The sequence below is a fragment of the Kribbella sp. NPDC050241 genome, assembly GCF_044459685.1.
Classification (GTDB): Bacteria; Actinomycetota; Actinomycetes; order Propionibacteriales; family Kribbellaceae; genus Kribbella.
Map to the genome: position 1 here is coordinate 814,132 of NZ_JBITJE010000001.1, position 13,034 is coordinate 827,165.

The following is a 13,034-nucleotide window of genomic DNA, read 5'->3' on the forward strand; positions in this document are numbered from 1 at the left end:
TCGGATCCATGTCCGGGACCGCGGGGGTCGTTACAGGTCGGCGTCGAGAATTTGTCGGCGGGTGCGGCTTTACTGACCGTATGGCTGCCGAGGGTCGTGACCATCCCCGCGAGGTCGTGCTGCGCGCGTGTGCCGAGCACGGGCAGGACACGGTGATCGACTGGTGCATCGCCTTCCTCACCGGCGAGATCTCGGGGGAGGACGCGTACGGCGCCGACCTGCCGAAGCTGGCGGCGATCACGGGCAGCGTCAACCCGGGTGGCTGGTCGGAGCCCGTCGACCCGGTGAACTACTACTGGATCCGCGTCTGGGCGGCCCGGGTATTCCTCTACGTGTGGCGCGACGATGTCGTCGACGCACTCCTGGTCGCCGTGAAAGACCCGGCCTGGCGCGTTCGTGAGCACGTCGCCCGCATCACCGCGAAGCACGAGCTGGGTCAACTGGTGGACGCGCTCGTCCCGGATCTGTCGCACGAGCTTCCCCGGGTCCGCGCCGCGGCCGCCCGGGCGATCGGGGCCGCCGGCGAGGCCGAGCACGCGGAGTCGCTGCAGGAGTTGACGGACGATCCGGACCCGTCCGTGCGAGCGGCCGCCGAGGCAGCGCTGGCCCGCTTGGAGAAGCGGCTTGATCGCCGTTTCGAACGGCGTACCTAGTCACCCGATGGTCACCTGGAGGTCAGCCGCCGCACACCCTCGGCGGGAACGGTCGGCCCATGGAGACCTCCCGTAGATCCGTCCTGAAAGCCGGTCTGGCTTCCACTGCGGCTGTGGCCGGCCTGACCTCGACCCTGACCACCCCGACGACTGCTGCCGCGACCCCGGTCCGGCAGGACCCGTTCACCCTCGGCGTCGCCAGCGGCGACCCGTGGCCGGACGGGTTCGTGCTCTGGACCCGGCTCGCCGTGGACCCGGTGGCCGACGACGGCCTCGGCGGCATGCCGAGCCGCGCGTACGCCGTCCAGTGGCAGGTCGCCACCGACGAGCGGTTCCACCACGTGGTGCGCTCCGGTGTCGCCGTCGCCCGTCCCGAGCACGCCCACTCCGTCCACGTGACCGTCCAGGGCCTGCACCCGGGCCACGAGTACTACTACCGCTTCCGCGCCGAAGGCCACGTGTCTCGCGTCGGCCGGACCCTGACAGCGCCCGCTCGCGGTACGACGCCGCGCGAGCTGGCGATGTCGTTCGTCTCCTGCTCCCAGTTCGAGCACGGCTGGTTCACGGCGTACCGGCGGCTGGCGCAGGACCACCCCGACCTCGTCCTGCACCTCGGCGACTACCAGTACGAGTACACCAGGAACACGTACGTCGCTCCCGGTGGGAACGTCCGCGACCACGACGGGCCGGAGACCACCGACCTGGCGTCGTACCGGCAGCGGCATGCGCAGTACAAGAGTGATGAGGACCTGCAGGCGGCGCATGCGGTCGCGCCGTGGCTCGTCGTGTGGGACGACCACGAGCTCGACAACAACTGGGCCGACGAGACCCCGGAGAAGCCGGAGGACGGTTTCCTCGCCCGCCGCGCCGCGGCCTTCCAGGCGTACTACGAGAACATGCCGCTGCGCGCGTCGTCGAAGCCGCGCGGGATCGACCTGCAGCTGTACCGGCGGGTGAAGTGGGGCGAGCTGGCGACGTTCCACATGCTCGACACCCGGCAGTACCGCGACGACCAGGGGTGCGACGACGGGTACAAGGACTGCCCGGCCGCGGTCGACCCGAAGCGTTCCATCACCGGTGCAGGGCAGGAGAAGTGGCTGATCGACGGGTTCCGTCGCTCCGAGGCCCGCTGGGACATCCTCGGCCAGCAGGTCTTCTTCGCCCAGCGCGACAACAACGAGGGTCCGCTGAAGCTCACCTCGATGGACGCCTGGGACGGGTACGTCGCCTCACGCGCCAGGATCACCAAGGGCTGGGTCGACGCGCGGGTGCGGAACGCCGTCGTACTGACCGGTGACGTGCACGCGCACTGGGCGTCGGACCTGAAGCTGGACTACGACGACCCGGCGTCGGCCACGGTCGGGTCGGAGCTGATCTGCTCGTCGATCACGACCGGCGGCGACGGCGCCGACTCCGGCACCACCGCGCACCCGTGGCTGAAGTGGAACCCACACCTGAAGTTCCAGAACAACCTCCGCGGTTACGTGAACACCACGATCACCCGCGACTCCCTGGTCGCCGACTTCCGCACCGTCCCGTCGGTCCGAACCAAGGACGCGGAGGTCTTCACCCGAGCCCAATTCACCATCGAAGACCGCCACCCCGGCCTGAACCTGACCGCCGACAACCCACCAGCGGCCGCCCGCACCCTGGCCGCATCCACCGCGAACGACACAGTCGCCTGGGAAACCGCCCGGCCTTAACCGGCCAGGGCGGCCCGTAGTTTGCCGGCGTACTCCGCGGCTTCGGATTCGTCGGCGTACTTGGTGCGGGGCCAGAAGAAGCCGCGTAGTCCGTCCCCCTTCGTCCGTGGCACGACGTGCACGTGGAGATGGGGGACGGACTGCGAGACCACGTTGTTGACCGCGACGAACGACCCCTGCGCATCGAACGCCGTTCGGACCGCGGAAGCCACCGACCGGGCCGCGCCGAACAGCGGCACCAGGAGCTCGTCGGTCATTTCGACCATGGTGAGCACGTGCTCACGCGGCACGATCAGCGTGTGGCCCTTGAAGACCGGCCGGATGTCCAGGAAGCCGACGATCTCGGGGGTCTCCAGCACGATCTGAGCCGGCGTCGTACCGGCGATGATCGAGCAGAACAGGCAATCCGCCATCAGCCGAGTTTCTCGTCCACGAAACACCACCGCCAGTTCTCACCCGGTTCGAAGCTGCGCATCACCGGGTGCTTGGTCTCCTCATAGTGCTTGCTCGAGTGCTTCATCACCGATGAGTCACAGCACCCGACATGGCCACAACCCAAGCACAGCCGCAGATGCACCCACGTACTGCCCTCGGCCAGGCACTCCTCACACCCGTCCGGCGTGTTCGGCGGTAGCACCAGCGGAGCCTGCTCGAGGTGCTTGCAGGCGCCACCCGGCGGCATCTTGATCCGCAGGTCCTCGGACTGCCCGCCGACGTCGTCGTCCTCGTCACGGTCCAGGACGGACTCCTCGATGTCGAGTGCGATCTGCGCCCGCTGCAGCACCTCGTCGGCGACGAGCCCCGCGTCCCGGACCTTCAGGATGTGCTCCCGCTCGGCCCCCAGCATCGCGATCCGCAACCGTCGGTACGCCTCACTGGGAGTCTCGTACTCGGTCTCCGGCCGGCCGAGCCGCTCCCATGCGGCCTGCGCCCGTGCCTCGCCCCGCTGACGCAGAATGTCGAGCACTTCCGGCGGGTCATCCGGCCCGGCGATCTCATCCAGCTTCTCGATCGCGGCACGATGCGCTCCCTGCAGTACGGCGGCCTCCTGCAAGGCATCCTCCGCCGGGTCCGGTCCGGGCAACCGCACCCGCCGTACCACCCAGGGCAGCGTCGATCCCTGCACGAGCAGAGTGCCCGCGGTGACGGCCAGAGCGATGAACACCAGGACTTCGCGGTCCGGCGTGTTCTCCGGCAGCGTGAACACCGCAGCCAGCGTCACCACACCGCGCATACCCGCCCACGAGACGACGATCAGCGCCCCCCAGGACACCGGTCCGGGCCGGGAGGGACCGAGGACCCTCCGGGACAGCAGAGTGGTCGGGATGATCCAGATCGGCCGGAGCAGTACGACGGCGAGGTACACGGCGATCGTCGTCGCCGCGATCAGCCAGCCCGGCAGCGGGCTCTCGGACAGATCGTCCAGAATCCACCGGGTCTGCAGGCCGATCAGCAGGAAGACCGTGTTCTCCAGCAGGAACTGGAACGTCCGCCAGTTGGTGCGCTCCGACATCCGCGACTTGGCCGACTGGATGATCGGCGCCTTGTGGCCGAGCAGCAGCCCGGTGACCACCACGGCCAGAACGCCGGACGCGTGCACGTAGTGGTTCTCGGCCGCGATGTAGGCGATGAACGGCGCGGTCAGGCTGAGAGTGGTGTCGAGCACCGGGTCGGTGAAGCGGCGGCGGACCTTGGCCAGCACGAAGGCGACGAGCAGGCCGATCGCGACACCGCCACCGGCCGCGCGGAGGAAGTCGAGGCTGACGTCCAGGACGGTTGGTGCGACCACCGCCGCCGCGATAGCCGTCCGGAGACAGACCAGCGCGGTCGCATCGTTCAGCAGGCTCTCGCCCTCGAGGATCGTGACTACCCGGCGGGGGAGTCCCACCCGTTTCGCGATCGCGGTCGCGGCGACGGCGTCCGGCGGCGCCACGACCGCGCCGATCGCGAAGGCGGCCCAGAACGGCAGCGGCTCCTGGCCCTGGGACTCCGCGACCACACCGAGCAGCCAGTACGCGACCAGGCCGACGCCAAGGGCTGTGAACACGACCAGCGCGACCGACAGGAGTCCGATCGAGCGCCGGTGCTGGGCGAAGTCGACCAGGCTGGTCTTGATCGCCGCGGAGTACAGCAGCGGCGGGAGGAAGCCGACCAGGACGACTTCGGGCTCGAGTTCGACCCGGGGGACGAACGGGAGGTACGACGCGGCGATCCCGATGACCACCAGCAGCAGGGGAGCCGAGATCCCGAGCCGCCGGGCCAGCGCGGCCCCGGCCGCGACCACGGCGACGAGGGCCACGACCTCGATCGCGATATGCACGCGCACAGTTTGGCAGTGCGGAGCCGGTTCGGCCCCCTCGGTTCGCCCTCAGCGGAGCCGGGAGCCGGTCAGTGGGGTCGCCGCTGACGCTGAGCGTTCACCGCACCACGCGGTAGCGCAGGTGGGTGACCTGCTGCGCGCGGTTCACGTCGTCGCCCGAGGTCAGCTGCCGCATCAGTTCCAGCTCGACGTGATCCGGCGGCAGGTTGTCGAACAGGCGGCGCCCCTGACCGAGCAGAACCGGTACGACGTGCATCTCGAGCTCGTCGATCTCACCGGCCTCGAGCAAAGCCTGCGTCGCGCCGGCTCCGTGCACCATCACGTCTCCGTCGCCGGCGGCCTCGCGGGCCTGTGCGGCGCACTCGCGCGCGTCCGTGACGAAGTGAACGGTGCCCGGCGGCGGTCCGTCCGGCACGTTGTGCGTCAGGATGAACATCGGAACGCCGTTGTGGTGGTCGCCCTGCCAGTGACCGGCGTGTTCATAGGTACGGCGTCCCGCGATCAGCGCCCGGGTGGCCATCGACTCCTCGACCACCTGGCCACTCACCCCCGGGTCGTTGCGCCGGTCGAGCCAGTTGAACAGCCGGAACCCGCCGACCCCCATCGGATCGTCCATGCTGTCCTGGGGACCGGTGACGTACCCGTCCAGCGACATGGTCATGTACACCCGGATCGTGGCCATCGGGCTACCGCACCTTGTCCAGGTAGGTCTTGTAAACGGTCAGGAACGGCTCCTCGGTCACGACCGCCCCGACCAGCCAGTCGCAGGTCTCCCGCGCCGTCTTGATCACGTCGGCCGGATAGCCGTACTTCACCTGGTGCTCGGCGAACTCGTCCTCGTCGTCGACCAGGACCGTCGTCCCGTCCCGCCGCCGGATCACATCGAGATCGAGGTCGATCATCGTGAACACGTCCTCGCCGAAGTCCACCGGCGTGGTGATGTCGCAGTAGATCTCGGTCCAGCGCGGTTCGTCGTTGAAGGCCGCGGTGAACCACTTGTCCCGCGGAAACAACTGCACCACCGCCTGCGACTGGACGATCTCCGGCTCGTCGCCGCGCTGCGCCACCGAGTTCGGCGGGGCACCGAGCCATACGCCGTACTCGTCCTCGCCCAGGTAGCGCATCCACTGGTGCCAGTGCAGCTTCTCGTCGTACTTGCGATAGACCACCCGGACGTTCCGCATGCGCTCAACCTATCGGCGCAGGGTTGCACCCCTTGTCCAGACCGCCGGCCCAGATCTGCAGCTTCGTGCAACTTTGCTCTGAGGTGTGGACCAGACACGCTTGGTGTTCGAGCATGGTCCGGTCGGCTCTTACGAGACCGGCGCCGTTGATCGGCCCTTGCCGGCTCAGGGGGGCTCCTAGCCGGTGGGGGCCGGTTGGTGCGCTCAAGCAGTCGGATTGAGCGCGCGGATCTGCTCCAGGTACGGCAGGTACGCCGTGGTGAAGGGTTCCGTGGTGAGGATGTGGGCGGCCAGCCAGTCGCAGGTGGCTTGCGCGGTGGCGACGACCTGCGGCGGGTAGTTGTACTTGACCTGGTGCTGGCGGAACTCGTCCTCATCCATCACGCGCACCGTGCCGTCGCGCATCAGCCGGATGTCGAGGTCGAGGTCGACGGTGGTGACGGTGTCGACGCCGAACTCGGCCGGCATGGTCACGTCGCAGTAGATCCGGGTCTGGTGCGGGTCGTCGTTGAACAGGGCGCTCCACCATTGGCCGTGCGGGAACAGCCGGACCCGGTGGTGATCGATGGAGACCCAGGTGCCGTCCGCGCGGCGGCCGCGCTGGCCCGGCACCGAGCCGACCCAGAGGCCGTGGTCGTCCTCACCCAGCCGAACCGCTTCCACCAGGCGATGCGGCTGTCCGTCGTACTTCTGGAACAGCGTGCTCACCATCTCCATGCGATCACTGTAAGTGAGACGTAGAGCACCGCGAACAAAGCACACGCGGCTGACGTCTTGGAGTGTGAGATTGACCCGGTGCCCGCTATCGGGTTCGGATTCCGGGCGGTGGATGCATAGACTCAAGCATTCGAGGACGACGCGGGAGGAGCTCGATGCGCGTGCTGGAGACGGTCGGAGGGCCGGCGGACCTCAAGAAGCTGACCGCGCAGGAGCTTACCGATCTGGCGACGGAGATCCGGGGCGTCCTGGTCGAGACGGTGTCCCGGACCGGCGGTCACCTCGGTCCGAACCTGGGCATGGTGGAGATCACCCTGGCGATGCACCGGGTGTTCGACTCGCCCCACGACCGGCTCGTCTTCGACGTCGGTCACCAGGCGTACGTGCACAAGCTCGTCACCGGCCGGGCGCCGAAGTTCGACACGCTGCGTCAGCAGGGCGGCCTGTCCGGCTACCCGAGCCAGGCCGAGTCCGATCACGACATCATCGAGAACAGTCACGCCTCGACCGCCCTGTCGTACGCCGACGGCCTGGCCAAGGCCTACCGGCTGCGCAAGGAGGACCGGCACGTCGTCGCGCTGATCGGCGACGGCGGCCTGACCGGTGGCATGGCCTGGGAGGCGCTGAACAACATCGCCGCCGCCAAGGACCTCAAGCTGATCATCATCGTCAACGACAACGGCCGCTCCTACAGCGACACCGTCGGAGGCCTGTCCACCCACCTGACCAGCCTGCGCACCAACCCGCGGTACGAGAAGGTCCTCGACCTGATCAAGAAGAACCTGGCCCGCACGCCGTACGTCGGCCCGCCGATGTACGAGGTGCTGCACGGCGTGAAGAAGGGCCTGAAGGACATGCTCGCCCCGCAGGGCATGTTCGAGGACCTCGGCCTCAAGTACGTCGGTCCCGTCGCCGGTCACGATCGCGAGGCGATGGAGGACGCGCTTCGCAGCGCCAAGGCGTTCGGCGGTCCGGTGATCGTGCACGCGGTGACCCAGAAGGGCTTCGGGTACGCCGCCGCCGAGCAGGACGAGGAGGACAACTTTCACCAGATCCGGCCGGTCAACAAGCCCCGCGGCTGGACGGACGTGTTCGCCGACGAGATGATCCGGATCGGTCACCGCCGCCAGGACGTGGTTGCGATCACGGCGGCGATGCTGCACCCGACCGGCCTGGCCGCGTTCGCGACGGAGTTCCCGGACCGGATCTTCGACGTCGGCATCGCCGAGCAGCACGCAGTGACGAGCGCCGCCGGTCTCGCGCTGGGCGGCCTGCACCCGGTCGTCGCGCTGTACTCGACGTTCCTGAACCGGGCCTTCGACCAGGTTCTGATGGATGTCGCGCTGCACAGCCTCGGCGTCACCTTCGTGCTGGATCGCGCCGGTGTCACCGGTGACGACGGTCCGAGCCACAACGGCATGTGGGACATGTCGATCCTGCAGGTCGTTCCCGGCCTGCGCCTCGCCGCGCCGCGCGACGGCAAGCGGCTCGAGGAGCTTCTGAACGAGGCGGTCGAGGTGTCCGACGCGCCGACCGTACTGCGCTTCGCCAAGGGCGAGGTGCTCCCGGACATCGACGCGATCGACCGGATCGGCGGTCTGGACGTGCTGAAGCGGTCCGGCACCGACGTCCTGCTGGTCGGGATCGGCGCGATGGCGGCGACCGCGATGGACGTCGCCGGCCGCCTGGAGGCGCAGGGATTCGGCGTCACGGTGGTGGACCCGCGCTGGGTCAAGCCGGTCGACCCGAAGCTGATCGAGCTGGCCGGGGCGGTCAACCTCGTGGTGACGATCGAGGACAACGGCCGGGCCGGTGGCTGCGGATCGATGATCGCGCAGGCGCTCCGCGACGCAGCGGTGAAGACGCCGGTCCGCGATTTCGGCATCCCGCAGAAGTTCCTCGACCACGCCAAGCGTCCCGCGGTCCTGCAGGAGATCGGACTGACCGGGCAGGACCTGGCCCGGGACATCACCGAGCTGATCGCGAAGCACCACGGTGACGCGATGAGCGAACCGGACCGGGCGAGCGGTCGCCCGGGTAGTGCCTGAGCCGGACCATGCCCGGATGATGGCCGAGCCGGACAGTGCCTGACACAGGGCGGCACACCGCACCACCGCGGAGCCGTCACGCAGCCGCTCGGCGGTTTACCCGCGTCTGGCCGCTACTGCTCTCCCTGGTCCTCGTCCTGGTGGCCGTCGCCGGTGGCCTCGCCCTGCACAGGTCCACCGAGCAGGCCGACGGAAGCGACCAGGCTGCGCCGAGGACACCGGACATCGACCTGGCCGCCCGTGCTGCCGCCGTCGACCAGGTCCTGAAGAAGCGGGCGCAGGCCGTCCTGCAGTCCGACCAGAAGGCGTTCCTCGCCGACGTCGACCCCGGCAACAAGGGCCTCATCGCGCGTCAGACCACGCTGTACACCAACCTGCGCCAGTTCGGCTTCGCCCGGCTCGCCTACCAGCAGCTGTCGCAGCAGTACGACGACGCCATCACCCGGAAGTACGGCCCGTCGACGTACCTGGTCGCGATCGCGATGACGTACCAGATCCGCGGCATCGACACCGTGCCCGTCCGGGCGATGCTCGGCTACACGTTCACCGAGACGCGGACCGGTCGCTGGCTGCTGGTCTCGGACACCGACCTGGACAAGCGGCTGCCCCGCGGTTCCCACCAGGAGGCTTGGGACACCGGCGAGGTGCTGGTCAAGCGCGCGCCGCGCGTGCTCGTGGTGGTGGAGAAGGGTCAGGACCAGCTCGCGACGCGGCTGACCGGCATGGCGAGCAGCGCGGTGAAGGCGGTGACCAAGAGCTGGCCCGGCGGCTGGAACGGCTCCGGTGTGGTGATCGCGCTCGACGACAAGATCGTCCGCGGTGCCGACTACACCGTGCCGAAGAACGCCGAGGACGCGATCGCCATGGCCACCTGGGTCTACCGGACGCTGCCCGGCGAGGCCACCGGCGAGGGCCAGCGGGCCGACTCGTACGTCGTCGTGAATCCGCACAACCGGGCCAAGGTCGACGCCCGCATCCTCGCGCACGAGTTCACCCACGTCGCCACCGCGCCGTACGGCGCCTATGCGCCGCGGTGGATGGTCGAGGGCGCGGCGACGTACGTCGAGTATCTGCCGATGGACGGCGCTGAGGACCTGGCGCTGGACAAGTTCCGGCAGGACGTACGGACGAAGTACCTGGCGAAGGCGAAGAGCCTGCCGGCTGATGCGGTCTTCTTCCAGCAGGCCGGCAGTTCGTACCCGATGGCCTGGTTGGCGGTCGACTATCTGTTCACCCGGTTCGGCGGCACCGAGGTCGCCACGCTCTACCAGGAGTTGGCCGCCCTCGGCTCGACGCAGGCCGAGCGCGACCGCATCATGCTCGAACACGTCGGCATGACCGAGGCCGGTCTCTTCCAGGCTCTGAAGGCCGCTGCTGCCGCCTGATCGGCGTGTCGGTGGTGGAATCCGGGGAAGCGAGTAGGGTAGCCGGGCTGGACTGACGGGTACTCGGAGGAATGACCCGAAGTGAGTGCGACCATCCCTAGCGCCGAACCGCCCGGCGCTCAGGTTCCGCCGCCACGCCCTCGCCGCTGGGTGGGGCTGCTGGTTGCGGTCGCGCTCGTCTCGGGCGGCGTGGCCTACACCGTTGAAGAGCGCAACCAGGACGCCCGGGAGCGAGTGGTCGCGACGCAGCCCGGCCCGAACCAGGGCACCAAGCCACCGTCGAAGACCGCAGCGGCGACCGCCGCCCGCCGGGTCGCGGTCGACACGATCCTGCTCCGCCGGGCCCAGGCCGTGCAGACCGTGAACGAGGCGCTCTTCCTGCAGGACCTCGACCCCACCAACACGAAGCTCCGCGCCGCGCAGAAGGTGCTGTTCGCGAACCTGGTCGAGATCGGGTTCGAAGAACTCGGGTACAGCCAGGCCGAGGAACGCTTCGACCAGTCCGCGGTCCGTGCACACGGCGGGACGACGTACCTGGTCCGGGTGCTGATGCGCTACCAGATCCCGAACGTCGACGTCACCCCGGTGACGACCGAGCTCGGCTACACCTTCGTCGCCCGGGGCGGGCACTGGGTGCTGACCGACGACGACGATCTGGACAAGGACCTCGGCCCGGGCGCGCACAAGGAGGCGTGGGACCTCGGCCGGATCGAGGTACTGCGGTCGCCGCGGGTCATGGTCGTGGTCGAGAAGGCCGACGCCCAGCGCGGGCACTCGATCGCCGCCGAGGCGAGTGAGGCGATCGGCGAGGTGACGTCGTACTGGCCGCGAGCCTGGCGCGGGTCGGTGTTCGTCATCGCCCTCGACGAGACCGACGTACGGGACGCGCGCTTCGCCGACGAGGACATCGAGTCGGCCGCGAGCGCAGGGACGACGTTCTCCTCGCTGCCCGGTCAGGACACCGCCGACGGTACGGTCGCCGGCTCCTACATCGTGATCAACCCGAACGAACGCGACCGGGTCGACGAGATCCTGCTGTCACACGAGATCACCCATGTGGCCACGGCCGACCTGGGCGGGTACGAGCCGTTGTGGCTGGCCGAAGGCGCGGCGGAGTACGTGTCGTGGCGGGGGATCGAGGCGATCAGCGGACCGGGCGAAGTCGGCAAGTGGGAGCAGGAGGTGATCGACGACGCGATGCCTGCGCTGACCGCGTTGCCGAGCGACGCCGGCTTCTACCAGAACTCGGCCGACGTGTACGGCGTCAGCTGGCTGGCGGTGCGCTTCCTGGTCCAGCGGATCGGGCTCGCCAAGGTCGAGGAACTGTACGAGGACATGGCCAAGCACGGCACCGACCAGGCGTCCCGGGACCGGATCCTGCTCAGTCGCAGCGGCCTCACCGAAGCCACCCTGTGGGTGGCACTCCAAGACTACGAGCCGCCACGCTGAGTGGTGGTTTGACCTCGTGGTGTCAGAGAGGCACGCTCGGAGGGTTCCGTCCACTTCGAGGAGGCGAGCAGAGTGAGCCTGTTGCGGAAGAAGACGATCGAGCAGTCGATAGCGGACACCGACGAGCCGGAGTACCAGCTCAAGAAACGCCTGACCGCCATCGATCTGACCGTCTTCGGAATCGGCGTCATCATCGGTGCCGGCATCTTCACGCTGACCGGCCGCGCGGCCAAACTGTACGCCGGGCCGAGTATCGCGCTCTCGTTCGTCCTCGCCGCCATCTGCTGTGCGCTCGCCGCGTTGTGCTACGCCGAGTTCTCGTCCACCGTGCCGGTGTCGGGATCGGCGTACACGTTCTCGTACTTCTCCCTGGGCGAGATCTTCGCCTGGATCATCGGCTGGGACCTGCTGCTCGAACTGATGCTCGGGGCGAGCGTCGTGGCGCAGGGCTGGTCGACGTACGCCGCGCTGTTCCTGGATCAGATCGGGTTGGGCTGGCCCGACTCGATCGGGCCCGACAGCAACGTGAACGTGATGGCGATGTTGCTGGTGCTGGTCCTGGCGACGCTGGCCACGATCGGCATCAAGGAGTCCCTGCGGGTCAACCTGGTGCTGGTGGCCATCAAGTTGTTCGTGGTGCTGTTCGTGATCATCGCCGGCCTCTTCTACATCAAGGGCTCGAACCTGTCGCCGTTCATCCCGCCGAGCGTTCCGGCCGAGGGTGGTGGCGTCGAGCTCACCACGCCGCTGTTCCAGGCCATCTTCGGGTTCACGCCGTCGACCTTCGGGGTGATGGGTCTGGTGTCGGGTGCGTCGCTGGTGTTCTTCGCGTTCATCGGGTTCGACGTGGTCGCGACCACCGCCGAGGAGGCGCGGAACCCGCAGCGCGACCTGCCCCGCGGCATCATCGGCTCGCTGGCGATCTGCACCGTGCTCTACGTGCTCGTCTGCATCGTGATCACCGGCATGGTCGACTACACCGACATCAGCGGTGAGGCAGCGCTCGCCGAAGCGTTCCGTTCGGTCGGGCGCAGTGGCTTCGCGACCCTCATCTCCGCCGGTGCGGTGGCCGGTCTGACCACCGTCGTCCTGACCTTGATGATCGGCGCCGCCCGCGTGGTGTTCGCGATGAGCCGTGACCACCTGATGCCGCGTCAGCTCGGCAAGACGCACCCGAAGTGGGGTACGCCGTACCGCCTGACGATCGCGATCGGCATCGTCGTCGCGATCGTGGCCGGCCTGACCCCGATCGGGAAGCTGGAGGAGATGGTGAACATCGGCACCCTGGCCGCGTTCACCCTGGTGTCGATCGCCGTACCGCTGCTGCGCAGGAGCCGGCCGGACATCCAGCGCTCCTTCCGGGTGCCGGGCAGCCCGGTGATCCCGATCCTGGCCGCGTTGATCTGCCTCTACCTGATGCTGAACCTGTCGATCGAGACCTGGCTGCGGTTCGCGATCTGGATGGTGCTCGGCTTCGTCGTCTACTTCCTCTACGGCTACCGCCGGAGCCGGGTCGGCATCGAGGAGCGGACCGGCGTGGTCACCAAAGCCTGAGCGGTAGGGCTACCTGCTCTG

At 68.6% G+C, this 13,034-nt stretch carries 11 protein-coding genes; 6 read left to right on the forward strand and 5 right to left on the reverse strand.

The window, feature by feature from the left end; genetic code table 11:
* Nucleotides 1-80 precede the first annotated feature (80 nt).
* On the forward strand, nucleotides 81-653 hold the full coding sequence (locus ACIBG5_RS03730; RefSeq protein ID WP_396389887.1) for a HEAT repeat domain-containing protein: 573 nt from the start codon (nucleotides 81-83) through the stop codon (nucleotides 651-653).
* 59 nt (nucleotides 654-712) lie between these two features.
* Nucleotides 713-2,356, forward strand: a complete 1,644-nt coding sequence (locus tag ACIBG5_RS03735; RefSeq protein ID WP_396389888.1) for an alkaline phosphatase D family protein — start codon at nucleotides 713-715, stop codon at nucleotides 2,354-2,356.
* On the opposite strand, the gene ACIBG5_RS03740 is transcribed toward ACIBG5_RS03735, so the two are convergent.
* The 5 genes from ACIBG5_RS03740 to ACIBG5_RS03760 all read right to left on the reverse strand — a co-directional run bounded on the left by ACIBG5_RS03740 (nucleotide 2,353) and on the right by ACIBG5_RS03760 (nucleotide 6,577).
* Nucleotides 2,353-2,769 carry an HIT family protein gene (locus ACIBG5_RS03740; RefSeq protein ID WP_396389889.1) on the reverse strand — a complete coding sequence of 139 codons (417 nt, stop codon included), beginning with the start codon at nucleotides 2,767-2,769 and terminating at the stop codon, nucleotides 2,353-2,355. The two genes, ACIBG5_RS03735 and ACIBG5_RS03740, sit on opposite strands and share 4 nt — an antisense overlap.
* Complete coding sequence (locus ACIBG5_RS03745; protein WP_396389891.1) at nucleotides 2,769-4,676, reverse strand: Na+/H+ antiporter; 1,908 nt, start codon at nucleotides 4,674-4,676, stop codon at nucleotides 2,769-2,771. The genes ACIBG5_RS03740 and ACIBG5_RS03745 overlap by 1 nt, the downstream gene beginning before the upstream one ends.
* Nucleotides 4,677-4,773: 97 nt before the next feature.
* Nucleotides 4,774-5,358 carry a dihydrofolate reductase family protein gene (locus ACIBG5_RS03750; protein WP_396389892.1) on the reverse strand — a complete coding sequence of 195 codons (585 nt, stop codon included), beginning with the start codon at nucleotides 5,356-5,358 and terminating at the stop codon, nucleotides 4,774-4,776.
* Between the two features lie 4 nt (nucleotides 5,359-5,362).
* Nucleotides 5,363-5,860: a DUF402 domain-containing protein gene (locus ACIBG5_RS03755; protein WP_396389893.1), complete on the reverse strand. Its 498-nt coding sequence runs from the start codon at nucleotides 5,858-5,860 to the stop codon at nucleotides 5,363-5,365.
* Between the two features lie 204 nt (nucleotides 5,861-6,064).
* Nucleotides 6,065-6,577: a DUF402 domain-containing protein gene (locus ACIBG5_RS03760; RefSeq protein ID WP_396389894.1), complete on the reverse strand. Its 513-nt coding sequence runs from the start codon at nucleotides 6,575-6,577 to the stop codon at nucleotides 6,065-6,067.
* 155 nt (nucleotides 6,578-6,732) lie between these two features.
* On the opposite strand from ACIBG5_RS03760, the gene dxs reads away from it, so the two are divergent.
* The 4 genes from dxs to ACIBG5_RS03780 all read left to right on the forward strand — a co-directional run bounded on the left by dxs (nucleotide 6,733) and on the right by ACIBG5_RS03780 (nucleotide 13,013).
* Nucleotides 6,733-8,625 (forward strand): 1-deoxy-D-xylulose-5-phosphate synthase, encoded by a 1,893-nt coding sequence (gene dxs / locus ACIBG5_RS03765; protein ID WP_396389895.1) that lies wholly within the window; start codon nucleotides 6,733-6,735, stop codon nucleotides 8,623-8,625.
* A 35-nt stretch (nucleotides 8,626-8,660) separates the two neighbouring features.
* Nucleotides 8,661-10,010 (forward strand): hypothetical protein, encoded by a 1,350-nt coding sequence (locus ACIBG5_RS03770; protein ID WP_396389896.1) that lies wholly within the window; start codon nucleotides 8,661-8,663, stop codon nucleotides 10,008-10,010.
* Between the two features lie 81 nt (nucleotides 10,011-10,091).
* On the forward strand, nucleotides 10,092-11,459 hold the full coding sequence (locus ACIBG5_RS03775) for a hypothetical protein (protein ID WP_396389897.1): 1,368 nt from the start codon (nucleotides 10,092-10,094) through the stop codon (nucleotides 11,457-11,459).
* A gap of 72 nt (nucleotides 11,460-11,531) precedes the next feature.
* Entirely contained in the window at nucleotides 11,532-13,013 is a 1,482-nt protein-coding gene (locus ACIBG5_RS03780) for an amino acid permease (protein WP_396389898.1), read from the forward strand.
* Nucleotides 13,014-13,034 lie beyond the last annotated feature (21 nt).

Bases quoted from the DNA above. Each gene is read 5' to 3' on its own strand.
- dxs (WP_396389895.1), top strand. From the start codon at position 6,733: ATGCGCGTGCTGGAGACGGTCGGAGGGCCGGCGGACCTCAAGAAGCTG.
- ACIBG5_RS03760 (WP_396389894.1), bottom strand. From the start codon at position 6,577: ATGGAGATGGTGAGCACGCTGTTCCAGAAGTACGACGGACAGCCGCAT.
- ACIBG5_RS03755 (WP_396389893.1), bottom strand. From the start codon at position 5,860: ATGCGGAACGTCCGGGTGGTCTATCGCAAGTACGACGAGAAGCTGCAC.
- ACIBG5_RS03750 (WP_396389892.1), bottom strand. From the start codon at position 5,358: ATGGCCACGATCCGGGTGTACATGACCATGTCGCTGGACGGGTACGTC.
- ACIBG5_RS03730 (WP_396389887.1), top strand. From the start codon at position 81: ATGGCTGCCGAGGGTCGTGACCATCCCCGCGAGGTCGTGCTGCGCGCG.
- ACIBG5_RS03735 (WP_396389888.1), top strand. From the start codon at position 713: ATGGAGACCTCCCGTAGATCCGTCCTGAAAGCCGGTCTGGCTTCCACT.
- ACIBG5_RS03740 (WP_396389889.1), bottom strand. From the start codon at position 2,769: ATGGCGGATTGCCTGTTCTGCTCGATCATCGCCGGTACGACGCCGGCT.